Raw genomic sequence first — 22,840 nt, 5'->3', positions numbered from 1 at the left:
CTGTGGGGTAACTGCCCGGCAATCTGTTCCCGGGCAGTTACCCGTCATTTGGCCATCAATCGTGTAACTGCACGCGGCCCGCCTCTTCTTGGCCGCGTCCCGGTTACTTCTTCAGCAGGCCCTTCGACTCCAGATAGGCCTTCGCGACGTCCGCGGGCTTGGCGCGCTCGGCGTCCACCTTGCGGTTCAGGTCGACCAGATCGGCCGTCGTGAGCACCTTGGTGAGCCGGTCCAGGGCCGCCGCGATCTCCGGGGAGCCCGCGTCCTTGGCGTTGACCACGGGCAGGACGTTGTCCGCGTTCTGGAGCTTCTTGTCGTCCTCCAGCAGCACCAGGCCGTAGCTGTCGAGCGTGGCGTCGGTGGTCGTGGTGAGCACGAGCTGGTCGACGCCGTCCTTCACGGCCTGCTTGGACTGCGGGGTGCCGACGCCCTTGGGGTCAATACCGGAAACATCGATTCCGTATGTCTTCTTCAATCCCACGGCGCAGAACGGCCGGACGGTGCATTCGTCGCTCGCGGCGATCTTCACCTTCAGCCCGGACTTCCCCAGGTCGGAAAGGGACTTGAGGTTGTTCTTCTGCGCGAATTCCTTGGTCACCGCGAAGGCGTTCTGGTCGACCGCCGCGCCCGCCGGGAGCGCCTTGAGCCCGAGCGGGCCCGCGAGCTTCTCCAGGGCCGCGACCGTCGCCGTCACGTCGCTGGACGCGACCGGCTTGTCCTCGGGGGCCTTGGACCCGTTCACCTTGGCGTTGAGGAACTCCGCGAGGGTCGCCGCGTACTCCGGGACGACGTCGATCTCGCCCTTCTCCAGCGACGGCTCGTACAGCTCGCGGTTGTTGACGGTGGTGATCGAGGTCCCGTAGCCCGCGCCCTTGAGGACCTGGGCGTACAGCTCGGCCAGCACGTTGGCCTCGGTGAAGCCGGCCGCGCCGATCACCAGCTTGCCCTTGCCCCCGGAGGACGAGGACCCGGCGGAGGCGCCGCCGTCCTTCGTCTTCTCCAGGCTGTCACCGCCGCACGCGGAGAGCGAAGCGGTGAGGGCCACCGCGCCCAGTGCGACGCCGAGGATGCGCGTGGTCTTGCCCATGGTTGCTCCGTTCAGGAGTCGAGAAGCGGGAATCGAAAACAGGGGGACGGTCAGCGGGCGGGCACCGCCGGGCGCAGCAGCAGCCGGTCCACCGCCACCAGGACGCCTTCCACCAGCAGGGCCAGCGCCGCCACCAGCAGGGCGCCCGCGATGACCTGCGGGGTGTTGAAGGTGTTGAACCCGGCGGTGATGATCCGGCCGAGGCCGCCCTGGCCGACCATGGCCGCGATCGTCGCCGTGGCGATGACCTGGACCGCCGCCGAGCGCAGGCCCGTCATCACCAGGGGGCGCGCGAGCGGCAGTTCCACCCGCAGGAAGAGCTGCCGGCCGGACATGCCCATGCCCCGGGCCGCCTCCACCACCGAGCGGTCCACCTCGCGCATGCCGACGTAGGCATTGGTGAGCAGCGGCAGGATGGCGAACAGGACCAGCGCGGCGATCGTGGGGACGTAGCCCGCGCTGCGCAGCGGCGAGACCATGAAGAGCGCGAGGACGGCGAAGACCGGGACGGCCCGGCCGATGTTGGACACGTTGATCGCGAGGGCGCCGCCCTTGCCGAGGTGGCCGAGCCACAGGCCGACCGGCAGCGCCACGGCGCAGGCGATGGCCAGCGCCACCCCGCTCACGTAGGCGTGCTCCGCGAGCCGGTGCCAGACCCCGCTCTCGCCCGACCAGTTGGCGCCGTCCGCCAGCCAGTCCCAGGCCTCACCCAGCACTCCCATCGGCTCAGCCCTCCTGCACGGCGCGGGTCCACGGGGTGGCCAGCCGCTGTACGCCGAGCAGCAGCAGGTCGGCCACGAGCGCGAGCAGCACGCACAGCACGGAGGCGGTGAGCACCTGGGCCTTGAAGGAGCTGCTCACGGCGGGGGCGATGAGGTTGCCCAGGCCCCCCTTGCCGACGATCGAGCCGACCGTGGTGAGCGCGACGGTGGACACCGTGGCGATACGGACCCCCGCGAGCAGCGCCGGAAGCGCCAGCGGCAGCTCGACCTGCCACAGGAGGCGCCCCGGGCCGTACCCCATCCCGCGCGCGGCCTCGCGGACCTCCTCCGGCACGCCTTCCAGCCCGGCCAGCACGTTGCGGACGAGGATCGTCAGCGAATAGAGGACCAGGCCGGTCACCACGAGGGAGGCCGACAGCCCGAAGAGCGGCAGCAGCAGCGAGAACATGGCGAGCGAGGGGATCGTGTAGAGCAGGGTGGTCAGGCCCAGCACGGGCGCGGCCCAGCGCCGGCCGCGGCGGGCCAGCAGGGCGAGCGGGACCGAGATCGCGACGCCGATGAGGACCGAGACGCCCGTGATCCAGACGTGCTGGAGGGTGGCGTCCGTCAGCTCCTGGCTGCGGGACGTGACGTACTCCCAGCAGATCCAGTCGTTCGCCACCAGGCAGCTCTGCCCGGCCATCGTGCTCACCCCCCGTCACCGCGACGCTTACCGAACGCATGTACAGCGACCATAACCCGAGGCACCGACAGCGGCCGGAATCATTCGCAACGGGGCAACACTCCCTTTACAAAACCCCTCCACGGGTAGGGAAGGATGGCGGTGTGATCCGATTCGAGCATGTGACCAAGCGTTACCCCGACGGGACGACCGCCGTGGAGGGCCTGTCCTTCGAGGTGGCCGAGGGCGAGCTGGTCACCCTCGTGGGCCCGTCCGGCTGCGGCAAGACGACCACGATGAAGATGGTCAACCGGCTGATCGAGCCGACCGGCGGCCGGATCCTGCTGAACGGCGAGGACATCGCCGCCGCCGACCCCGTCGAACTGCGGCGCCGGATCGGCTACGTCATCCAGCAGGTGGGCCTCTTCCCGCACAAGACGGTGCTGGAGAACACCGCGACCGTCCCCCAGCTGATCGGCACCCCGAAGGCCAAGGCGCGCGCCCGCGCGGCTGAGCTGCTCGAACTGGTGGGGCTGGATCCGGCCACGTACGGGGGCCGGTATCCGGAGCAGCTCTCGGGCGGCCAGCGCCAGCGCGTCGGGGTGGCCCGGGCGCTCGCCGCCGATCCGCCGGTGCTGCTGATGGACGAGCCGTTCGGCGCGGTGGACCCCGTGGTGCGCGAGCGGCTCCAGAACGATCTGCTGGCCCTGCAGAAGTCCGTGCACAAGACGATCCTGCTGGTCACGCACGACCTGGAGGAGGCGATCCGGCTCGGCGACCGCATCGCCGTCTACGGCCAGGGCACCATCGAGCAGTTCGCGAGCCCGGCCGCCGTGCTGGGCGCGCCCGCCACGGAGTACGTCGCCCGGTTCGTGGGCAGCGACCGGGGTCTCAAGCGGCTCGCGGTGACCGCGGTGGCGGCGGACGACCTGACCGCGGTGGACGGGCGGCCCGAGCCCGCCGCGTCGGTGGCGCTGGGCGCGACGCTGCGCGAGGCGCTGGCGGCGCTGCTCCAGGAGGACTCGGGGCGGATCGGGGTCACGGATCCGGCGTCGGGCGCGCTGGTCGGCGTACTCACTCCGGAGGGCGTGCACCGGGCACTGCGCCGGGCGGAGTTCCAGGAGGCCTGACGGCGCGGGCGGGGCCGGGGGCCCGGGCCCGGACGACCCCACGCCCCCGGACAGACGTGTGACCGGCCACATCGGGCCGGTCACGGGTCGTGCTCACCCTGCTCACCGCTCACGCACGGCAGGAGGGTCAGGCCTGCACCCGGCTGCTCAGCCACACCATCATCGGCGGGATCTCGCGGCGCCAGGTGTTGAAGTTGTGGCCGCCGCTGTCGAGGATGATCGAGGAGACCCGGTCCGGCCCCTTGACGTCCTTGATGAACTTGCGGGTGTCGCCGATGTTCGGCTCGCCCTTCTCGCTGCTGGTGACCAGGAACGACGTACCGGACGGCTTCTTGCCCTGGAGGCTCTTGAGGACGTCGGCGCGGTCCTTGAGCTTCGCGTCGCCGTGGAAGAGGTCACCGGTGGTCGGGTCGTTCGGAGCCTCGTAGTAGGCGGACAGGCCCACGGCCGTGCCGAAGGTCTTCGGGTAGTGCGCGGCGATCTTCAGCGCGCAGTAGCCGCCGGTCGAGTTGCCGATGAAGGCCATGTTCTCGGCCTTCTTGCCGACCCGGAAGGTCTCCGTGATGGCCTTCGGGAGGTCCTGCGCGAAGAACGTCTCGGTCTGCGGGCCGCCCGGGATGTCCACGCACTCGGTGTCGCGCGGCGGCGCGACGGTCGGGCGGAGCATGACCAGGATCATCGGCTTCATCTTGCCCGACTTGGCCTGCTTAAAGGCCGTCATGGGGTAGTTCAGCCCTTTGATCAGGTTTTCCGCCGTGCCCGGGTAACCGGTCAGCACGATTCCGGCCGGAAAGTTGGCCTTCGCGTGCTGCGGCTGGAAGTATTCCGGCGGCAGCCAGACGTAGCCGGGGCTCGTTATCTTCGACTTCGGTCCCGTTATCGAGACCTTCAGGATCTGGCCGCCGACGGCCGGACGGGCGCCCCCCGGGACGTCCAGCTTCTGCTTGTCGACCACCTTGATGTCGTTGCTGCTCATCGAGTGGTCGACGACCTTGCCCATCGAAGTCTCCTGGCCGAAGAGGTCGGCCCAGGATCCGTAGAAGAGGAAGGACTTGTTGGCCGCGAGGCCGACTGCGGAGAACAGTGCCAGCTGCGTCGCCAGGAGCAGCGCGATGCGACCGGTGTACGCACGGAACGTGCGGCCCGAGAGCCGCGGCCAGAACCAGACCGTTGCCGCGAACAGCAGCACACCGGCGATGATGGCCAGCGCCAGAACCAGATTGCTGGTGAGACCCATGAGCAGTAAGCCGTCTTTCTGAGTGGCAGGACGAGTTTTTCCGAAGAGAGAGTGAACCCGCTCCCCCTTCGCGTCGTCCTACTGGACGCACCACACTCCGAAGGCTGTCAGGGCCTTCGGTCAATGATCTCTCGCGGAGCAACGGGAAGCGATGTCTAGCAGGATAGATGGCGATAAGTCGGGACAGGTTCCGAGTCGGGTCCGCCGAATCCTTCGCGGGCCACGACCGGAGGCCGTACCCGGCCTGGTGGGAACGGCCGTCATGTTCGTCGGCCTCCTCGACATCATCGCGGGAGTGTCCCCGCGCTTTCGGCACAGCAGGGTCCATGCCTTCACCGAGGTGATCCCCGGATCCCTCGGCCCCTTCGCCGCCGCCCTCGCCATCAGCGCGGGCGTGCTGCTCCTCCTGCTCGCCCACGGCCTCAAGCGCCGCAAGCGCCGGGCCTGGCGGGCCGCCGTCATCCTGCTGCCCGCCGGCGCGGTCGCGCAGCTCACGTACCGCCACTCCGTCGTCGGCGTGGTGCTGTCCATGGCGCTGCTCGCGCTGCTCGTGCGCCACCAGAGCGAATTCAAGGCGCTGCCGGACCCGCGCAGCCGCTGGAAGGCGCTCGCCAACTTCGTCCTGATGAGCGCGGGCTCGATCGGCCTCGGCCTGATCATCGTGAACTCGCACCCGGGCAAGGTCGTCGGCGATCCGAGCCTCTACGAGCAGATCACCCACGTCGTCTACGGCATCTTCGGCTTCGAGGGTCCCGTCGACTACGCCGGACGGGTGTCCTGGACCGTCGGGTACTCCCTCGGCGCGCTCGGCATGCTGACCGCGCTGACCACGATGTACCTCGCCTTCCGGCCCGAGCACCCGGCGGCCCGGCTCACCGAGGACGACGAGGTCAAGATCCGCGAGCTGCTCGCCAAGCACGGCGGCCGCGACTCGCTCGGCCACTTCGCGCTCCGCCGCGACAAGGCCGTCGTCTTCTCCCCCAGCGGCAAGGCCGCCGTGACCTACCGGGTCGTCTCCAGTGTGATGCTCGCCTCCGGCGACCCCATAGGCGACGTCGAGGCCTGGCCCGGCGCGATCGAGCGGTTCATGGAGGAGGCCAAGGCCCACTCGTGGACCCCGGCCGTCGTGGGCTGCTCCGAGACCGGCGGCGAGGTGTGGACCCGCGAGACCGGTCTGGACGCCCTGGAGCTGGGCGACGAGGCGATCGTCGACGTCAAGGACTTCTCCCTCGCCGGGCGCGCGATGCGCAACGTCCGCCAGATGGTCAAGCGCATCGAGCGCAACGGCTACACGACCAAGGTCCGGCGCGTCAGCGAGCTGACCGAGGACGAGCTGGAGCGGGTGCGCGGCGCCGCGGAGGCATGGCGCGGCACCGACACCGAGCGCGGCTTCTCCATGGCCCTGGGCCGGGTCGGCGACCCGGGCGACGGTGACTGCTTCATCGCCACCGCCCACCGCGTCCAGGAGGGCGACACCAGCCCCTACGGCGACCTGAAGGCCGTCCTCCACTTCGTCCCGTGGGGCAAGGACGGCATGTCGCTGGAGATGATGCGCCGCGACCGCGCCGCCGACCCCGGCATGAACGAGCTGCTGATCGTGGCCTCCCTGGAGGCCTCCCCCGGACTGGGCATCGAGAAGGTCTCCCTGAACTTCGCGATGTTCCGCGCGGCGCTCGCCCGCGGCGAGAAGATCGGCGCCGGTCCGGTCCTGCGCATGTGGCGGGGCCTGCTGGTCTTCCTCTCGCGCTGGTTCCAGATCGAGTCGCTGTACAAGTTCAACGAGAAGTTCCGCCCCCGCTGGGAGCCGCGCTTCATGGTCTACCGCAACAGCGCCGACCTGCCCCGCATCGGCTTCGCCGTGATGCAGGCGGAAGGCTTCGTGACCGTCGCCCTGCCGCGCCTCTTCGCCGCCCGCCGGCGTCCGAAGCAGGTCCGCGACTGCGCCCACGACCACGACGCGAACGTGCCGTCCCAGACCGACCGCAAGGTCCAGGCCGCCTAGGCCACGCCTGGGCCGCCGTCCGCACGCGCGTACGGCCACCCCGTACGGACACCAGGGCCCCGGCAGCCGACAGGCGCCGGGGCCCTGTCATCCACAGGGCAGCTCTACCCTGGACCTATGAACACGAAGCGCGGGGCCGTCGCCAGGGGCGTAGTCACGGGTCTGCCCGGCTGGGACCGCTGCGGGGTCATGGGCGTCGTGAACGTCACCCCGGACTCCTTCTCCGACGGCGGGCGCTGGTTCGACACCACCGCGGCCGTCAAGCGCGGCCTGGACCTGGTCGTCCAGGGCGCCGACCTCGTGGACGTCGGCGGCGAGTCCACCCGCCCCGGCGCGACCCGGGTCGACGAGGAGGAGGAGCTGCGCCGGGTCGTCCCCGTGGTGCGCGGCCTGGCCTCCGAGGGGGTCGCCGTGTCCGTCGACACCATGCGGGCCACCGTGGCCGCGCGGGCCGTCGAGGCCGGCGCGGTGCTGGTCAACGACGTGAGCGGCGGGCTCGCCGACCCCGGCATGATCGCGGCCGTCGCGGCCGCCGAGGTGCCCTTCGTGGTCATGCACTGGCGCGGGTTCAGCGAGGGCATGAACGGCCTCGCCGTGTACGACGACGTGGTCGCCGAGGTCACCGCCGAGCTGCGGGACCGGATCGACGCGGTCATCGCGGGCGGGATATCCCCCGGCCGGCTCGTCGTGGACCCGGGCCTCGGCTTCGCCAAGAACGCCGATCACGACCTGGCGCTGGTCGCGCACCTCCCCGAGCTGCGCGCGCTGGGCTTCCCCCTGCTGGTCGCGGCCTCCCGCAAGCGGTTCCTCGGCCGGGTCCTGGCGGGCTCTGACGCCGCTCCCCCGCCCGCCCGCGAGCGGGACGCGGCCACCGCCGCCGTCTCCGCGATCGCGGCGCACGAGGGCGCCTGGGCCGTCCGGGTCCACGAGGTGCGCGCGACCGCGGACGCGGTTCGGGTGGCCCGCGCCGTGGAAGGGGCACAGTGATCCGCACAGCAGGCGAACCCGCAGGGGAAGGGGCACGGTGAGCCGTACCGACATCGAAGCGGTCGAAGAGGTCAACACGGCCTTCTACGAGGCGATGGAGCAGGGGGACTTCGACGCGCTGTCGGCGCTCTGGCTCGAGGACGAGATCTCCTGCGTCCACCCGGGCTGGCCGGTGCTGGCGGGCCGCGGCGAGGTGCTGCGCTCGTACGCCCTGATCATGAGCCACACCGAGTACATCCAGTTCTTCCTGACCGACACCAAGGTCGCCGTGATAGCCGACACGGCCGTGGTCACCTGCACCGAGAACATCCTCAGCGGCGGCCCCGCCGAGGACGGCGGCGAGCTGGGGCCCCTCGTGGGGCAGCTGGTCGTCGCGACGAATGTGTTCCGTCGCACATCGGAGGGCTGGCGCCTGTGGTCCCACCACGGTTCTCCGGTGCTCACGGACTCCGACGAGGACGACGACGAGGACGCTTCGTGACCCCGTCGGCAGGATGCGCCGTTTATCGCAGGTAAATTCGAAGACGGACGACGCCGACCGCACTCGGCTCAGGCCTTTGCCCCGGGGAGCCCCGGACGGCAGCACCTACGAAAGCAGGAGTGATTCGCGTGGATCGCATCGCGCTGCGCGGCCTCAAGGCTCGCGGACACCACGGCGTCTTCCCCCGGGAACGCGAGGAAGGCCAGACCTTCATCGTCGACCTGGTGCTCCACATCGACACCCGGCCCGCCGCCGCCGACGACGACCTGACGCAGACCGTGCACTACGGCGTGGTGGCCGAAGAAGTCGTGGACGTCGTCCAGGGCGAGCCGGTCGACCTGATCGAGACCCTCGCCGAGCGGATCGCCCAGCGCTGCCTCAAGCACGACGCGGTCGCCCAGGTGGAGGTCGTCGTACACAAACCGGACGCCCCGATCACCGTCCCCTTCGACGACGTGACCATCACGATCACCCGGAGCCGCGCATGAACAACGGACTGAACGCACAGAGCGACCCGACCGTACAGCCGGTCCCCGCCTCCGTCGTCGAGACGGTGGACGCGGCCGATGTGACGCTCTCCAACCCCCGCTGGGCCGTCATCGCGCTCGGCGCGAACCTCGGCAACCGCCTGGAGACCCTCCAGGGCGCCATCGACGCCCTCGGGGACACCCCGGGCCTGCGGGTCAAGGGCGTCTCCACGGTGTACGAGACGGAGCCCTGGGGCGTGGAGCCCGGCTCGCAGCCCTCCTACTTCAACGCGGTGGTCCGCGTGAAGACCACCCTGCCGCCGTCGTCGCTGCTGGAGCGCGGGCACGCCATCGAGGAGGCCTTCGACCGCGTCCGCGAGGAGCGCTGGGGGCCGCGCACCATCGACGTCGACATCGTCTCGTACGCCGACGTGGTCTCCGACGACCCGGTGCTCACCCTCCCGCACCCCCGGGCGCACCTGCGCGCCTTCGTCCTGGCCCCGTGGCAGGACGTGGACCCCGAGGCCGCGATCCCCGGCCACGGCACGGTCGCGGACCTGCTGGCCGGAATCGGCCGGGACGGTGTCACGGCGCGCCCCGACCTGGAACTCCACCTGCCGGAGTAGTCGTTAGCCTGTTCACTGCTGTTGGCTGAGAAAGCGGGGAACGGGTACGTGAAGCAACTGAGGCCGGTCGTCCTGGCAGGCATCTTCGCGGTCGCCGGGGTGCTGTCCTGGGCGGGCGCCCGGCTGTGGAACTCCTACGGCACGCTGCCGGGAGTACCGCTGGCCGCCCCGATCGTCCTCGCGGCGATCGCCGTCGTGCTCCTGGCCACCGCCCTCTCGCTGCGCGGCCGCCTCAAGGCCCAGCGGGAGCGCCGCCCCGGAGCGAAGGGCGTGGACCCCCTGATGGCGGCCCGCGCGGTCGTCTTCGGGCAGGCCAGCGCCCTGGTGGCGGCCCTCGTGGCGGGCATGTACGGCGGTGTGGGGGTCTTCCTCCTGGCGAACGGCCTGGAGGTGCCCACGCTGCGGGACCAGGCCTACTACGCGGGCTTCTCGGTCCTGGCGGGCCTCGGGGTCGTCCTCGCGGCCCTCTTCCTGGAGCGCGTCCTGCGCCTGCCGGACGACGAGGACGACGCGACCGCGCGCGCCTGAGCGCAGACCGCAGGCGGCGGGCCACGGCCCGCGGAAACGAAAAGGACGGCCGTCGCACCGCGACGGCCGTCCTTCGTGCACCCGGGCGCGCCTCAGTGGGCCACGATCAGGCTCATCGCCTCGCTGCGCGTCGCGGGGTCGCGGAGCTGGCCGCGGACCGCCGAGGTGATGGTCTTGGCGCCCGGCTTGCGGATGCCGCGGACCGACATGCACATGTGCTCGGCCTCGATGACGACGATGGCACCGCGGGCCTCCAGGATCTGCATCAGCGAGTCGGCTATCTGGGTGGTGAGGCGTTCCTGCACCTGCGGGCGGCGCGCGTAGACCTCGACCAGCCGGGCCAGCTTGGACAGACCGGTGATCTTGCCTGACTCGGCCGGGATGTACCCGACGTGGGCCACGCCGTGGAACGGCAGCAGGTGGTGTTCGCAGAGGCTGACGATCTCGATGTCCTTCACCAGGACCATCTCGTCGTGCCCGAGGTCGAAGGTCGTGGTGAGCACGTCCTCCGGTTCCTGCCACAGGCCCGCCAGGATCTCCCGGTAGGCCCGCGCCACCCGGGCGGGAGTCTCCAGAAGGCCCTCGCGGTCCGGGTTCTCGCCGACCGCGAGGAGGAGCTCCCGCACCGCCGCCTCGGCGCGCTTCTCGTCGAACTCGCCGGCCCCGCCCACGCCATCCAGGGTCACTGGATTGGTCATCTCTTCCTCGTTCCTGCCATTGCAGTGCTGGACAGCAGTGCTGGACATGTAAAAGTGCCGCGGCCCCCAGGCTAGATCCTGGGGACCGCGGCATCCATTCCGGAGTGTTTCGAGCCCGTCAGCTCTCGGGACGGTCCTCCGGGGCCGCCTCGGGGGTCTTCTCCGTGGACACCGGAGTCGAGACGGGAGCCGAGCTGCCGTTCGCCGCGTTCGTCAGGGACAGCTCCCGGGGGGAGAGCACCGGCGGACGCGTGGACGGAGTACGGCGGGAGGATCCGGTCCACGCGGGGCGGGCCGGACGCTTCACGATCGTCGAGAAGACCTCGGCGATCTGCTCCTTGTTCAGCGTTTCCTTCTCCAGCAGCGCGAGGACGAGGTTGTCGAGCACGTCGCGGTTCTCGACCAGGATTTCCCAGGCCTCGTTGTGCGCGGTCTCGATGAGCTTCTTGACCTCTTCGTCGACCAGCGCGGCGACCTCTTCCGAGTAGTCGCGCTGGTGCGTCATGTCGCGGCCCAGGAACGGCTCGGTGTTGTCGCCACCGAACTTGATCGCGCCCAGGCGCTCCGTCATGCCGTACTGGGTGACCATCGCGCGGGCCGTGGCGGTGGCCTTCTCGATGTCGTTCGCGGCGCCCGTGGTCGGGTCGTGGAAGACCAGTTCCTCGGCCGCGCGACCGCCCAGCATGTACGCGAGCTGGTCGAGCATCTCGTTGCGCGTGGTGGAGTACTTGTCCTCGTCCGGCAGGACCATGGTGTAACCCAGGGCACGGCCACGGGACAGGATCGTGATCTTGTGGACCGGGTCCGAGTTCGGGGAAGCCGCCGCGACCAGGGCGTGGCCGCCCTCGTGGTACGCGGTGATCTTCTTTTCCCGGTCCGACATGATCCGGGTCCGCTTCTGCGGGCCCGCCACGACGCGGTCGATCGCCTCGTCCAGGGAGTGGTTGTCGATCAGCTTCCGGTCCCCGCGCGCGGTGAGCAGCGCGGCTTCGTTCAGCACGTTCGCCAGGTCCGCTCCGGTGAAACCGGGCGTACGACGGGCCACCGCGCCCAGGTCGACGTCCGGGGCGACCGGCTTGCCCTTCTGGTGGACCTTGAGGATCTCCAGCCGGCCCTGCATGTCCGGACGGTCCACCGCGATCTGGCGGTCGAAGCGGCCGGGGCGCAGGAGCGCCGGGTCGAGGATGTCCGGACGGTTCGTGGCGGCGATCAGGATCACGCCGCCCTTCACGTCGAAGCCGTCCATCTCGACCAGCAGCTGGTTGAGGGTCTGCTCGCGCTCGTCGTGACCGCCACCGAGACCCGCACCGCGGTGCCGGCCGACGGCGTCGATCTCGTCGACGAAGACGATCGCCGGGGCGTTGGCCTTGGCCTGCTCGAACAGGTCACGGACACGCGAGGCACCGACACCGACGAACATCTCGACGAAGTCGGAACCGGAGATCGAGTAGAAGGGAACACCGGCTTCGCCCGCGACGGCGCGCGCGAGCAGGGTCTTGCCGGTGCCGGGCGGGCCGTAGAGCAGCACGCCCTTGGGGATCTTCGCGCCAACGGCCTGGAACTTGGCCGGCTCCTGCAGGAACTCCTTGATCTCGTGGAGCTCCTCCACCGCCTCGTCCGAGCCCGCCACGTCGGCGAACGTCGTCTTCGGGGTGTCCTTGGTGATCAGCTTGGCCTTGGACTTCCCGAAGTTCATGACCCGGGAGCCGCCGCCCTGCATCTGATTCATCAGGAACAGGAAGACCACGACGATCAGGACGAAGGGCAGCAGGGACAGCAGCACGCTGAGGAACGGGCTGGTCTTGTCCGGCGAGACGGTGTACCCGTCCGCGATCTTGCCCGCGTCGTACTTGGTCTGGAGGTCCTTGGCGAGCGCTACGCCCTGGTCCCCGATGTAGTTGGCCTGGAACTTGGTGCCGTCGTTCTTGCCGAGCTTCTCGCCACTCTTCAGCTCGATCTTGATCATCTGGCTGTCACCGGTGGTGAGCTTGGCGCTCGACACCTGGTCCTGGTTGATCGCCTTGATGACCTCGCTGGTCTCCACCGACTTGTAGCCGCCGCCGGAGCCGACGACGTTCATCAACACGACCACGGCGAGGACGGCCAGCACGATCCACATGACCGGCCCACGGAAGTATCGCTTCACGTCCATCCATACGGGGCGCAGAGCGCCCCGTCCCTCCTGCCCGTAGGTAAATGCTGCTGTGAGTAAAGACTGTTCTTCGGAATGTACCCCTGAATTGTCACCCGCGGCCTCGTGGGACGGCTGACAGACCCGCCTTCGCATGCTCCAACGGCGGGAATCGCCCCCAGGTTCCCCGAAGGGGACCCGGGGGCGCAGGTGGGGTCAGCCGCCGTACACGTGCGGGGCGAGCGTGCCCACGAACGGGAGGTTGCGGTACTTCTCCGCGTAGTCGAGGCCGTAGCCGACGACGAACTCGTTGGGGATGTCGAAGCCGACCCAGCGGACGTCGATCGCGACCTTCGCGGCGTCGGGCTTGCGCAGCAGCGTGCAGACCTCCAGGGAGGCCGGCTCGCGGGAGCCCAGGTTCGACAGCAGCCAGGACAGCGTCAGACCGGAGTCGATGATGTCCTCGACGATCAGGACGTGCTTGCCCTTGATGTCGGTGTCCAGGTCCTTGAGGATGCGGACCACGCCGGAGGACTGGGTCCCGGCGCCGTACGAGGACACCGCCATCCAGTCCATGGTGAGCGGGGTGGACAAGGCACGAGCCAGGTCCGCCATCACCATCACGGCGCCCTTGAGGACACCGACGATGAGCAGGTCCTTGCCCGCGTACTGCTCGTCGATCGTCGCGGCCAGCTCGGCCAGCTTCGCGTCGATCTCTTCCTTGGTGATGAGCACCGACTGGAGGTCGTCGCCCATGTCCTTCTCGTCCACCCGCATCACTTTCGTCGTCCGCCGTGGCTCCGGGGGTTCCCCGGAGGACTCAGCCGCCCGGGGCGACGGCGCAGTCATCGCCGTCAGCCCTGCCGGATGACCAGTCTGCCACCCTGGCGCTGGGCCTCGACCCGGCCGGGCAGGTTGATCGCGCCCTGACCGCGCCATCCCGTGATGAGGCGGTCCACTTCCTCGATGTGGCGGGCGAACAGCGAACCGGCGGGGGAACCGGCCGACAGGACGGCCCTGCGCAGCACACGGCGGCGGACGGCCGGGGGCAGGGCGTAGAGCTTGGCGCACTCCAGCTGGCCGAGCTCGTCCCGTACGGCCGACTCCGCGTCGGCGGCCCAGGCGTCGAGGGCGTCGGCGTCGTCCCGGGAGAGCTGGGCGGTCCGGGCGAGGGCCTCGACCACTCCCTTGCCGAGCGCCTTCTCCAGGGCGGGCAGCCCTTCGTGGCGCAGCCGGGAGCGGGTGTAGGCGGGGTCCATGTTGTGCGGGTCGTCCCAGACGGCCAGGGACTGGACCATGCAGGCCTTGCGGGCGGTCTGCCGGTCGATGTGGAGGAAGGGGCGGCGGTAGCGGCCGGTGCGGCCGGGGCCGCCGGAGATCTCGGCCATCCCGGACAGGGAGCGGATGCCGGAGCCGCGGGCCAGGCCGAGCAGGACGGTTTCCGCCTGGTCGTCGCGGGTGTGGCCGAGCAGGACGGCGGCGGCGCCGAGCCGGTCGGCGGCCTCGTCGAGGGCGGCGTAGCGGGCGTCGCGGGCCGCGGCCTCGGGTCCGCCGTCGCGGCCGACGCGCACGGCGATGGCTTCCGCCGGGTCCAGGTGGAGCGCGGTCATCCGGCTGACGACCTCGGCGGCGCGCAGGTCGGAGCCGTCCTGGAGGCCGTGGTCGACGGTGATGCCGCCGGCCCGGATACCGAGTTTGGGGGCCTCGAAGGCGAGGGCGGAGGCGAGCGCCATGGAGTCGGCGCCACCGGAGCAGGCGACGAGTACGAGCGGCTGCGGGCCGCCGGCACGGTCGGTGCGGGCCCTGCTGTCGGCGCGGTCGGCGCGGCGGGCAGCGGGGGCGGTACGGCGTTCGGTGGGGTCGGTCAGATCGGTGAGGACGTCGTGGAGTACGCGGCGGACCGCCAGGCGTATCGCCGCGACCGCAGGATGGGGACCCATGTCCGGTGCCCTTCGGTGGAGTTCGGATGCCTCGGAGGCGTGAGGGGTGGTGCGCGCTCGGGGTGTTGCTCGGCCGCGCCCGCCGGATCCTCGCGAAGGGGTGTTCGCGAGGGACGGACTGTCACTCAGAGTGCGTCGATGGTGACAGAACCGAGCCGTTCCCCGAGCATCGCACGCCCTTCCACGGCCCACGGTCCCTCGGACGGGTGATGCTGCTTCCCCCAACGAGACAGCTTTACGCCCCCTTGTTCGCGCCTTTTCACTCCCCCCGCCGGTGGACGCGCGCCACCCAGTCCGCGGGCTTGGCGATCTCCGCCTTGGTCGGCAATGTGTTCGGCGAGGTCCAGACCCGGTTGAATCCGTCCATTCCGACCTGGCCGACGACCGCGCGGACGAAGCGCTCGCCGTCGCGGTACTGGCGCAGCTTGGCGTCCAGGCCCAGCAGCTTGCGCAGGGCCGCGTCGAGGCGCCCGGCGCCGCTGGCGCGCCGGGTCTGGAACTTCTCCCGGATCTCCGCGACGGAGGGCACCACCTCGGGGCCGACCCCGTCCATGACGAAGTCCGCGTGGCCCTCCAGCAGGGACATCACGGCGGTGAGCCGGCCCAGCACCTCCCGCTGCTCGGGGGTCTGGACGAGCTCCACCAGGGAGCGCCCCTCTTCCCCGCGCTCGCCCTCCGGCCGGGCTCCGACCATGGACTGGGCGGCCTCGCGCAGCCGCTCCAGGATGGTCATCGGGTCCATCTCGGTGGCGCCGAGGAACGTCTGGATTTCGCCCTCGAGGTGCTCGCGCAGCCACGGCACGGCCGTGAACTGGGTACGGTGCGTCTCCTCGTGCAGGCACACCCACAGCCGGAAGTCGTGCGGGTCGACCTCCAGCTCGCGCTCGACGTGCACGATGTTGGGCGCCACCAGCAACAGCCGCCCGCCGCCCGTGGCGGAGCCGGGCAGCTCCCGGGAGACCGGCGCGAAGGTCTCGTACTGGCCGAGCACCCGCGAGGACAGGAAGCTCAGCAGCATCCCCAGCTCGACCCCGGTCACCTTGCCGCCGACGGCGCCGAGGACGGCCCCGCCGGGCATGCTCCCGCGCCGCTCCTGCATCTTGCCGAGCAGGGGGCCCAGCAGCTGCCGGAACCCGGCCACATTGGCCTTGACCCAACCGGCCCTGTCGACGACGAGGACCGGCGTGTCCCGGGCCGCCAGGCCCTCGGGCATCATCCTGGTGAACTCGCGCACGTGCCGTTCCGAGGTCCTGGCGTGCTCGCGCAGTTCCGCCACCACGGCCCGCGCCTCGTCCCGGGTGATCTCCGGGCCGGGCCGTACGAGCCGGGTCGCGGTCGTCACCGCGAGATTCCAGTCGACCATCTCCACACCACCGATGCTCGTCATGCGTCAACGGTACGTGGACGGGCCGCCCGGCGGATCCCCCCGGACGGGCTTACGACGTGGTGGCGACGGCGGCCGCGAGCTTGTCCAGCGCCTTCTCGGCGGTGTCCGGGGCCGGGGTGTTCGCCGTCAGGAACGCGAAGACGAGCAGTCGCCCGGAGGGGTCGACGACCGCGCCGGCCAGCGAGTTCACCCCCGTGAGCGTGCCGGTCTTGGCCCGCAGCAGCCCGGCCGCCGGTGAGGCGCCGGCGTTGCGGGCCTTCAGCGTGCCGCTGAACCCGGCCACCGGCAGCCCGGTCAGGACCGGCCGCAGCTCGGGGCGGGCCGGGTCCGCGGCCTTGGCGAGCAGGGCCGTGAGCAGGCCGGCGCTGACCTTGTCGGCGCGGTTCAGCCCGCTGCCGTCGGCGAAGCGGGCGCCGCCGAGGTCGACGCCGAGCGTGGCGAGCCGGTCGGTGACGGCCCGCTCGCCGCCCTCGAAGCTCGCGGGCTTGCCCGCGGCCAGCGCGGTCTGGCGTGCCAGGGCCTCGGCGATGTCGTTGTCGCTGTTGGTCAGCATCCGCTCGACGAGGCCGCCGAGCGGGGTGGAGAGGGTGACGGCCAGGGGCTGCGCGCCCGCCGGGGCCTTCGCCGGGACCGCCTCGCCGGTGACCTTGATCCCGCGTTCGCGCAGCAGGTCGGCGAAGGCGCGGGCGGCGTCCTGGGCGGGGTCGTCGCCGCGGTCCACCGGGCCGGCGAACGAGTCGTCGGAGCGCCCCTCGTCGGCCATCAGGGCGCTGACGGGCGCGATGTTGTCGTTGGGGCCGATCGGGTGGCGGGCGGGACCGCTGAACAGCGAGGCGTCGTATCCGAGGGTGACGGTGTCGGTGTTCGCGGAGCGCAGCGCCTGGGCGGTGTCGGCGGCGAGCGCGACGAGGCTGCCGCCGGGGCCCGCGGGGTTCTTCTTGCGGGCGCTGAGCGAGGGGTCGCCGCCGCCGACGAGGACGATCCGGCCGCCCTGGTCGGGGACGACCGTGGTGCGGATGCGGTGCTCGGGCCCGAGGGCGGCGAGCGCGGCCGAGGCCGTGGCGATCTTGATCGTGGAGGCGGGGGTCATCACCTCGTGCGACCCGGACTCGAAGAGCACCTTGCCGGTGGCCGCCTCGACGACCGAGGCGCCGCGGACGCTGCCGAGCGCGGAATCGGCCAGCAGGGGCCGCAGGGCGTCGGCGAGGGCGTCCTGGTTCGCGGCCGGGGCGGAACCGGGGGCGCGCAGCGGCGTGAGCACGCCGGGGGCGCTCGGCGCAGCAAGCGGAATCAGGCGTTCCTCGTGATCTCCGCCACCCGTGGGGCTCCAGGAGGCGGCAGCGACCCGCTCGGCCTTACGCTGGCCGGAGTCCCACGGACCTGCCGCGGCCACCGCGGTGGCCGACAGGGCCAGGCCCGCTACGGCCGACCCGGCGATGAGCTGCCATGTCTTGATCAATGGCACCTCGACCAGCCCCTTTCGCGATCACACGTATGCGTGAGGGACACTTAATCATTGAGTCTTGCCGCGAGCATGGCACCCCACCCGCAGGGTTGGGCCGGTCGCGCACGCAGGTCGGACCACAGCAGTCCCGAAGCAATGAAGCTGATCATGGAGGAGCAGGACGTGGAGTTCGACGTCACCATCGAGATCCCCAAGGGCTCGCGGAACAAGTACGAAGTGGACCACGAGACCGGCCGGATCCGCCTGGACCGTCGCCTCTTCACGTCCACGAGCTACCCGGCCGACTACGGCTTCGTCGAGAACACCCTCGGTGAGGACGGCGACCCGCTGGACGCGCTCGTCATCCTCGACGAGCCGACCTTCCCGGGCTGCCTGATCAAGTGCCGCGCGATCGGCATGTTCCGGATGACCGACGAGGCGGGCGGCGACGACAAGCTGCTCTGCGTCCCGGCCTCCGACCCGCGCGTCGAGCACCTGCGCGACATCCACCACGTCTCCGAGTTCGACCGCCTGGAGATCCAGCACTTCTTCGAGGTCTACAAGGACCTGGAGCCCGGCAAGTCCGTCGAGGGCGCGAACTGGGTCGGCCGCACCGAGGCCGAGGCCGAGATCGAGGCCTCGTACAAGCGCCTGCAGGCGCAGGGCGACCACCACTGAGTGCGTCCCCGCTGATTTCCGCCCGTCGGCGTATCCCGGGCCGCCACGGACGAAACGATTCCGCATAATTGGATCACCGGTTGGGGATCCGGCCCAGGGACACAGGAGCGCGCGTGGCGGCAGAGGCCGATTCAGAGGACCAGGGCCGGCGCAAACCCGCGTCGGACGAGGCGCGCAGCGCCTTCAGCCAGCCCACCGGCGTCGTCGACTCCGGGATCTTCGAGGACGAGCAGCCCACCTCCGAGTTCGCCGCCCCCGAGGGCGTCGCCGCCGTACCGGCCGAACCCGAGGGCTCCGCCTTCGCCCTGCCCGCCACCTACAGCGGCCGGCACTCCCCGCCCGCCTACACCCCCGGCCAGGGGTACCCGGTCTCCCGGATGAAGGAATCCCCCTGGCAGGACCGGATGCGCACCATGCTGCGCATGCCCGTGGGCGAGCGCCCCGTGCCCGAGGCCGTACAGCGCGTGAGCGAGGACTCCGGGCCCGCCGTCGGCCGCGTGCTCGACCTCACCCTGCGCATCGGCGAGCTGCTGCTCGCGGGCGGCGAGGGGGCCGAGGACGTCGAGGCCGCGATGTTCGCCGTGGCCCGCTCCTACGGGCTGGACCGCTGCGAGCCCACCGTCACCTTCACCATGCTCTCGATCACCCACCAGCCCTCCCTGGTGGACCATCCCGTCACCGCGAGCCGGACCGTACGCCGCCGGGGCACCGACTACACCCGCCTGGCGGCCGTCTTCCGGCTCGTCGACGACATCAGCGCGCACGAGATCGAGGTCTCCCTGGAGGAGGCCTACCGGCGCCTCGCCGAGATCCGGCGCAACCGGCACCCGTACCCCGGCTGGGTGCTCACCCTGGCCGCCGGGCTGCTCGCCGGGGCGGCCTCCACGCTCGTCGGCGGTGGGGTCGTGGTGTTCTTCGCGGCCGCGATCGGGGCCGTGCTCGGCGACCGCCTCGCCTGGCTGTGCGCCGGGCGCGGGCTGCCGGAGTTCTACCAGTTCGTGGTGGCCGGGATGCCGCCCGCCGCGCTCGGGGTGGCCCTCAAACTCGCCCACATCGACGTGCGCGCCTCGGCCGTGATCACCGGCGGGCTGTTCGCGCTGCTGCCCGGGCGGGCCCTGGTGGCGGCCGTGCAGGACGGCCTGACCGGCTACTACATCACCGCGTCGGCCCGGCTGCTGGAGGTCATGTACCTCTTCATCGGGATCATCATGGGTGTGCTGGTGGTGATCTACATCGGCCTCCAGTGGGGCGCCACGCCCAATCCGGAGGAGGCCCTCCAGATCAGCCAGCGGCCGGTCGTCCAGATCCTGGCCTCGATGGTGCTGGTCTTCACCTTCGCGATCCTGCTCCAGCAGGAACGCTCCACCGTGCTGATCGTGACCCTGAACGGCGCGGTCGCCTGGTCGACGTACGGCGCCCTGCACTACGCGGGCGGGATCCCGCCCGTACCGTCCACGGCGATCGCGGCCGGGCTGGTGGGCCTGTTCGGACAGCTCTTCTCGCGCTACCGCTTCGCCTCCGCGCTGCCCTACGTGACGGCGGCCATCGGACCGCTGCTGCCGGGCTCGGCGACGTACTACGGGCTGCTCCTGATCGCCGAGAACCGGCTCAACATGGGCTTCGCCTCGCTGACCAACGCCGCCGCGATCGCCTTCGCCATCGCCATCGGGGTCAACCTGGGCTCGGAGGCCTCGCGGCTGTTCATGCGGATCCCCGGCTCCGCGAGCGCCGCCAAGCGCCGCGCGGCCAAGCGGACCCGGGGGTTCTGAGGGCCGTACGGACGGACACGCGAACGCCCCGGGGGCACGAGGTGCTCTCCCGGGGCGTTCGCGCGTCCGTGCGGCCGTCAGCGTCCGTGCGGCCGTCAGCGCTTGGCGTGGCGCCCGCGCTGGCCCTGTACGGGCGGGGGCGGCCCGTCCTGGCCCTCGGCGCGCGGCGCCGGAGCCTGGAGCGCCTTCGCCTTCTTCTCCTTGCGGCCCTTGAGCACCTCGAAGATCACCGGAATGACGGAGATCAGCACGATGCCGATGAAGATCGGCTCGACGTTGTTCTTGATGAACGTGAACTGGCCGAGCTGGTAGCCCAGGACCGTGACGCCCGCGCCCCACAGCACGCCGCCGATGATGTTGAACATCAGGAAGGTGCGGTACTTCATCGCGGTCGCGCCGGCGACCATCGGCGCGAAGGTGCGGATGATCGGCACGAAGCGGGCGAGCACGATGGCCTTGGGGCCGTGCTTGACCATGAAGTCCTGCGCCGCGTCGAGGTTCTCGCGTTTGAAGAGCCGCGAGTTCGGCTTGTTGAACAGCTTCGGACCGAAGACCTTGCCGATCATGTAACCGACCTGGTCACCGATGACCGCGGCGGCCGCGATCAGGGTGCAGACCAGCCACAGCGGCTCCTTGATGGTGCCGCTCGCGACGAACAGGCCCGCCGTGAAGAGCAGCGAGTCGCCGGGCAGGAACGCGAAGAGGCCCGATTCCGCGAAGACGATGACCAGGATGCCGATCAGGCCGAATTGCCCGATCAGATACTCCGGAGAAATCCACTCAGGGCCGAGTGCGAGCATGTTCACGAGTTCCGGAGTCTCCTGGATCGGGGGGTTTCGGGCAGGACCTGCGCCGGGCCGGAGCACATGGCAGTGGTTTCCAGTATGAACGCACACGGCCCCCACCGGGTTCCGGATCCCGGTGGGGGCCGCGGCACGGGCCCCGCCCCTACGCCTTGCGGACCGCGTTCGCCATGATCGCGTCGCGCACGAACACCGCCAGACCCGGACGGACCGCGTCGTAGTACGCCGTGAACCGCTCGTCCGCCACGTACATCTCACCGAGGCCGACGTGCATCTCGTACGAGCAGGGGTAGCAGTTCGCCTCGAGCCAGCCGCGGTGCTCCTCGGCCAGGTCCATGGCCGGCGCGGACTCCGCTGAGCCGCCCGCCTCCAGCAGCGCGGCCAGGCGCCGGTTGATGTCCTCGGCCGCGCCCATGATCCGCTGCCAGTCCTCCTTGGTGCTGGTCGCGGCCCGCCGGACGGACTCCCGGTAGGCGTCCGTGCCGCCCCAGCGCGCCTCGGCCTCCGCCGCGTGCTCGTCGGGGTCGAAGTCCCCGAAGACCTCGAACTTCTCCTCGGGGGTCAGGTTGATGCTCATCGTGCGTGCCTCCATCGCGCGCTCCACGGCGGCGGCCATCCGCTGGAGGGTGCCGATCCGGTCCGACAGCAGGGCGTGCTGCCTGCGCAGGTGCTCCTGCGGATCGGTCCCCGGATCGTCCAGCAGGGCCGCCACCTCGTCGAGCGGAAAGCCGAGCTCGCGGTAGAACAGGATCCGCTGCAGCCGGTCGAGGTCACCGTCGTCGTAGCGCCGGTGGCCCGCGTGGCTGCGGCTGCTCGGGGAGAGCAGCCCGATCTCGTCGTAGTGGTGCAGGGTCCGCACCGTGACGCGGGCGAAACCGGCGACCTGTCCCACGGAGTAGCTCATCGCCTCCGCTCCTTCTCTTCTCGGGTACGCGCTTCACTGTGCTGCCTCACGCCGCGTGAGGTGCAAGCGCGGGTCCCGGGGGAGCCGTCAGCGGTGCTCGGGGTTGGGGAAGTCGAAGCGGCAGCCCGCGTCCCACCGCGAGCGCTGGTTGCCGTGCGCGGGGATGCCGCCGGCGCGCCGCAGCAGCGCCGCGAGGTGCATCAGGTTCCAGGACATGAAGGTGGTGTTGCGGTTGGTGAAGTCGTTCTCCGGGCCGCCGGAGCCCGGGTCCAGGTAGGAGGGCCCGGGACCGGCCTCGCCGATCCAGCCCGCGTCCGCCTGCGGCGGGACGGTGTAACCGAGGTGCTGGAGGCTGTAGAGGACGTTCATCGCGCAGTGCTTGACCCCGTCCTCGTTGCCGGTGATCAGGCAGCCGCCGACCCGGCCGTAGTAGGCGTACTGGCCCTCCTCGTTCAGGACGGAGGAGCAGGCGTAGAGCCGCTCGATGACCCGCTTCATCACCGAGCTGTTGTCCCCGAGCCAGATCGGGCCCGCGAGGACGAGGATGTCCGCCGCCATGACCTGCGAGTAGAGGACCGGCCAGTCGTCGCTCTCCCAGCCGTGGTCGGTCATGTCCGGCCAGACCCCGGTGGCGATGTCGTGGTCGACCGCGCGGATCAGCTCGGTGGTGACGCCGTTCGCCTCCAGCACCGCGCGGCTCTTGTCGATCAGACCGTCGGTGTTGCTGATCTCGGGCGAGCGTTTGAGCGTGCAGTTGACATAGACGGCGCGCAGGTTCAGGTCGCGGTAATCGTGATCGTTGGTCGGCACGGTCCCAGCCTCATCGGCCGCCCCGGCCCGCGCGAGCGCGGTGGTCCGTACGGGCTCAGGCCGCGCCGGGTGGAAGACATCGGCCTCACCCTGGGCGTCACCCTCTACACCGGCCTCGGCCCGGCCGCCCTGTGGTTCCTGTCCCTGACCGCCGGGCGGGTCGCGGCGGCGGGCACCGCGACCCTGCGCCGCCGGGTCACGGCCCGCCTGTCGCACACCTTGGCGGCGTAGCCGGCCGCGGCCGCCCCACGGCCTAGGTGTATTGCCCAGTGAGGTTGGGGACGCGGCTGGCGGGTGGTTTGCCTGCGAGGGCGGTGTGTCCGCGGTGGTGATTGTAGGTGTGCAGCC

23 protein-coding genes are annotated in these 22,840 nt (G+C 70.8%); 10 read left to right on the top strand and 13 right to left on the bottom strand.

Annotated features, from left to right (window positions below; translation table 11 throughout):
* Window positions 1-103 precede the first annotated feature (103 nt).
* From ABT084_RS32285 to ABT084_RS32275, 3 genes are read right to left on the bottom strand one after another with little or no spacing between them, the layout of a single operon-like run.
* Entirely contained in the window at window positions 104-1,087 is a 984-nt protein-coding gene (locus ABT084_RS32285; RefSeq protein WP_351051605.1) for an ABC transporter substrate-binding protein, read from the bottom strand.
* A 50-nt stretch (window positions 1,088-1,137) separates the two neighbouring features.
* The gene (locus tag ABT084_RS32280; RefSeq protein ID WP_351051602.1) at window positions 1,138-1,809 is read right to left on the bottom strand and encodes an ABC transporter permease; all 672 of its coding nucleotides are present in this window, start codon (window positions 1,807-1,809) and stop codon (window positions 1,138-1,140) included.
* 4 nt (window positions 1,810-1,813) lie between these two features.
* Window positions 1,814-2,491 (bottom strand): ABC transporter permease, encoded by a 678-nt coding sequence (locus tag ABT084_RS32275; protein WP_351051648.1) that lies wholly within the window; start codon window positions 2,489-2,491, stop codon window positions 1,814-1,816.
* A 143-nt stretch (window positions 2,492-2,634) separates the two neighbouring features.
* On the opposite strand from ABT084_RS32275, the gene ABT084_RS32270 reads away from it, so the two are divergent.
* Entirely contained in the window at window positions 2,635-3,600 is a 966-nt protein-coding gene (locus tag ABT084_RS32270; protein WP_351051599.1) for an ABC transporter ATP-binding protein, read from the top strand.
* A 127-nt stretch (window positions 3,601-3,727) separates the two neighbouring features.
* On the opposite strand, the gene ABT084_RS32265 is transcribed toward ABT084_RS32270, so the two are convergent.
* Window positions 3,728-4,837: an alpha/beta hydrolase gene (locus ABT084_RS32265; RefSeq protein ID WP_351051596.1), complete on the bottom strand. Its 1,110-nt coding sequence runs from the start codon at window positions 4,835-4,837 to the stop codon at window positions 3,728-3,730.
* A 151-nt stretch (window positions 4,838-4,988) separates the two neighbouring features.
* On the opposite strand from ABT084_RS32265, the gene ABT084_RS32260 reads away from it, so the two are divergent.
* From ABT084_RS32260 to ABT084_RS32235, 6 genes are all read left to right on the top strand, one after another.
* Window positions 4,989-6,839: a phosphatidylglycerol lysyltransferase domain-containing protein gene (locus ABT084_RS32260; RefSeq protein ID WP_351051594.1), complete on the top strand. Its 1,851-nt coding sequence runs from the start codon at window positions 4,989-4,991 to the stop codon at window positions 6,837-6,839.
* 117 nt (window positions 6,840-6,956) lie between these two features.
* Window positions 6,957-7,826 (top strand): dihydropteroate synthase, encoded by an 870-nt coding sequence (folP, locus tag ABT084_RS32255; protein WP_351051591.1) that lies wholly within the window; start codon window positions 6,957-6,959, stop codon window positions 7,824-7,826.
* Between the two features lie 37 nt (window positions 7,827-7,863).
* Window positions 7,864-8,307 carry a nuclear transport factor 2 family protein gene (locus ABT084_RS32250; protein WP_351051588.1) on the top strand — a complete coding sequence of 148 codons (444 nt, stop codon included), beginning with the start codon at window positions 7,864-7,866 and terminating at the stop codon, window positions 8,305-8,307.
* 128 nt (window positions 8,308-8,435) lie between these two features.
* Window positions 8,436-8,795, top strand: coding sequence for a dihydroneopterin aldolase (folB, locus tag ABT084_RS32245; protein WP_351051586.1), 360 nt, complete (start codon window positions 8,436-8,438; stop codon window positions 8,793-8,795).
* Complete coding sequence (folK, locus tag ABT084_RS32240; RefSeq protein WP_351051584.1) at window positions 8,792-9,400, top strand: 2-amino-4-hydroxy-6-hydroxymethyldihydropteridine diphosphokinase; 609 nt, start codon at window positions 8,792-8,794, stop codon at window positions 9,398-9,400. Before folB ends, folK begins: the two co-directional genes overlap by 4 nt.
* 48 nt (window positions 9,401-9,448) lie before the next feature.
* Window positions 9,449-9,928: a DUF3180 domain-containing protein gene (locus ABT084_RS32235; protein ID WP_351051582.1), complete on the top strand. Its 480-nt coding sequence runs from the start codon at window positions 9,449-9,451 to the stop codon at window positions 9,926-9,928.
* A 92-nt stretch (window positions 9,929-10,020) separates the two neighbouring features.
* Here ABT084_RS32235 and folE read toward each other — a convergent pair whose 3' ends face one another.
* The 6 genes from folE to dacB form a co-directional block, all read right to left on the bottom strand.
* A complete protein-coding gene (gene folE, locus ABT084_RS32230; protein ID WP_351051580.1) occupies window positions 10,021-10,626 on the bottom strand; it encodes a GTP cyclohydrolase I FolE in 606 nt (201 codons plus the stop codon).
* Window positions 10,627-10,744: 118 nt separating this feature from the next.
* Window positions 10,745-12,778 carry an ATP-dependent zinc metalloprotease FtsH gene (gene ftsH / locus ABT084_RS32225; RefSeq protein WP_351051577.1) on the bottom strand — a complete coding sequence of 678 codons (2,034 nt, stop codon included), beginning with the start codon at window positions 12,776-12,778 and terminating at the stop codon, window positions 10,745-10,747.
* 195 nt (window positions 12,779-12,973) lie between these two features.
* Complete coding sequence (gene hpt, locus ABT084_RS32220; protein WP_351051574.1) at window positions 12,974-13,534, bottom strand: hypoxanthine phosphoribosyltransferase; 561 nt, start codon at window positions 13,532-13,534, stop codon at window positions 12,974-12,976.
* Between the two features lie 77 nt (window positions 13,535-13,611).
* On the bottom strand, window positions 13,612-14,697 hold the full coding sequence (tilS, locus tag ABT084_RS32215) for a tRNA lysidine(34) synthetase TilS (protein WP_351051571.1): 1,086 nt from the start codon (window positions 14,695-14,697) through the stop codon (window positions 13,612-13,614).
* Between the two features lie 259 nt (window positions 14,698-14,956).
* Window positions 14,957-16,084 carry an Rv3626c family coenzyme F420 biosynthesis-associated protein gene (locus ABT084_RS32210; RefSeq protein ID WP_351051569.1) on the bottom strand — a complete coding sequence of 376 codons (1,128 nt, stop codon included), beginning with the start codon at window positions 16,082-16,084 and terminating at the stop codon, window positions 14,957-14,959.
* Between the two features lie 49 nt (window positions 16,085-16,133).
* Window positions 16,134-17,549, bottom strand: coding sequence for a D-alanyl-D-alanine carboxypeptidase/D-alanyl-D-alanine endopeptidase (gene dacB / locus ABT084_RS32205; RefSeq protein WP_351051566.1), 1,416 nt, complete (start codon window positions 17,547-17,549; stop codon window positions 16,134-16,136).
* 162 nt (window positions 17,550-17,711) lie between these two features.
* On the opposite strand from dacB, the gene ABT084_RS32200 reads away from it, so the two are divergent.
* Together ABT084_RS32200 and ABT084_RS32195 are read left to right on the top strand one after the other, a co-directional pair.
* Window positions 17,712-18,206: an inorganic diphosphatase gene (locus ABT084_RS32200; RefSeq protein WP_215021489.1), complete on the top strand. Its 495-nt coding sequence runs from the start codon at window positions 17,712-17,714 to the stop codon at window positions 18,204-18,206.
* A gap of 113 nt (window positions 18,207-18,319) precedes the next feature.
* A complete protein-coding gene (locus tag ABT084_RS32195) occupies window positions 18,320-19,975 on the top strand; it encodes a threonine/serine exporter family protein (RefSeq protein ID WP_351051564.1) in 1,656 nt (551 codons plus the stop codon).
* A 95-nt stretch (window positions 19,976-20,070) separates the two neighbouring features.
* Here ABT084_RS32195 and ABT084_RS32190 read toward each other — a convergent pair whose 3' ends face one another.
* The 3 genes from ABT084_RS32190 to ABT084_RS32180 all read right to left on the bottom strand — a co-directional run bounded on the left by ABT084_RS32190 (window position 20,071) and on the right by ABT084_RS32180 (window position 22,492).
* Complete coding sequence (locus tag ABT084_RS32190) at window positions 20,071-20,775, bottom strand: DedA family protein (RefSeq protein ID WP_502969242.1); 705 nt, start codon at window positions 20,773-20,775, stop codon at window positions 20,071-20,073.
* Window positions 20,776-20,923: 148 nt separating this feature from the next.
* Complete coding sequence (locus ABT084_RS32185) at window positions 20,924-21,682, bottom strand: MerR family transcriptional regulator (protein WP_351051561.1); 759 nt, start codon at window positions 21,680-21,682, stop codon at window positions 20,924-20,926.
* Window positions 21,683-21,769: 87 nt separating this feature from the next.
* Window positions 21,770-22,492 carry a flavodoxin family protein gene (locus tag ABT084_RS32180; RefSeq protein WP_351051558.1) on the bottom strand — a complete coding sequence of 241 codons (723 nt, stop codon included), beginning with the start codon at window positions 22,490-22,492 and terminating at the stop codon, window positions 21,770-21,772.
* 69 nt (window positions 22,493-22,561) lie between these two features.
* On the opposite strand from ABT084_RS32180, the gene ABT084_RS32175 reads away from it, so the two are divergent.
* Complete coding sequence (locus ABT084_RS32175; RefSeq protein WP_351051556.1) at window positions 22,562-22,723, top strand: hypothetical protein; 162 nt, start codon at window positions 22,562-22,564, stop codon at window positions 22,721-22,723.
* Window positions 22,724-22,840 lie beyond the last annotated feature (117 nt).

The organism is Streptomyces sp. NPDC002138, from assembly GCF_040296485.1.
Classification (GTDB): domain Bacteria; phylum Actinomycetota; class Actinomycetes; order Streptomycetales; family Streptomycetaceae; genus Streptomyces.
This window is presented reverse-complemented; position numbering and strand designations above follow the sequence as displayed.

Coding starts and splice junctions, on each gene's coding strand:
- ABT084_RS32285 (WP_351051605.1), bottom strand. CDS start 1,087: ATGGGCAAGACCACGCGCATCCTCGGCGTCGCACTGGGCGCGGTGGCC.
- folP (WP_351051591.1), top strand. CDS start 6,957: ATGAACACGAAGCGCGGGGCCGTCGCCAGGGGCGTAGTCACGGGTCTG.
- folE (WP_351051580.1), bottom strand. CDS start 10,626: ATGACCAATCCAGTGACCCTGGATGGCGTGGGCGGGGCCGGCGAGTTC.
- ABT084_RS32260 (WP_351051594.1), top strand. CDS start 4,989: ATGTCTAGCAGGATAGATGGCGATAAGTCGGGACAGGTTCCGAGTCGG.
- ABT084_RS32190 (WP_502969242.1), bottom strand. CDS start 20,775: ATGCTCGCACTCGGCCCTGAGTGGATTTCTCCGGAGTATCTGATCGGG.
- ftsH (WP_351051577.1), bottom strand. CDS start 12,778: ATGGACGTGAAGCGATACTTCCGTGGGCCGGTCATGTGGATCGTGCTG.
- hpt (WP_351051574.1), bottom strand. CDS start 13,534: ATGCGGGTGGACGAGAAGGACATGGGCGACGACCTCCAGTCGGTGCTC.
- ABT084_RS32265 (WP_351051596.1), bottom strand. CDS start 4,837: ATGGGTCTCACCAGCAATCTGGTTCTGGCGCTGGCCATCATCGCCGGT.
- ABT084_RS32275 (WP_351051648.1), bottom strand. CDS start 2,491: ATGGCCGGGCAGAGCTGCCTGGTGGCGAACGACTGGATCTGCTGGGAG.
- ABT084_RS32280 (WP_351051602.1), bottom strand. CDS start 1,809: ATGGGAGTGCTGGGTGAGGCCTGGGACTGGCTGGCGGACGGCGCCAAC.
- tilS (WP_351051571.1), bottom strand. CDS start 14,697: ATGGGTCCCCATCCTGCGGTCGCGGCGATACGCCTGGCGGTCCGCCGC.
- folK (WP_351051584.1), top strand. CDS start 8,792: ATGAACAACGGACTGAACGCACAGAGCGACCCGACCGTACAGCCGGTC.
- ABT084_RS32210 (WP_351051569.1), bottom strand. CDS start 16,084: ATGACGAGCATCGGTGGTGTGGAGATGGTCGACTGGAATCTCGCGGTG.
- ABT084_RS32185 (WP_351051561.1), bottom strand. CDS start 21,682: ATGAGCTACTCCGTGGGACAGGTCGCCGGTTTCGCCCGCGTCACGGTG.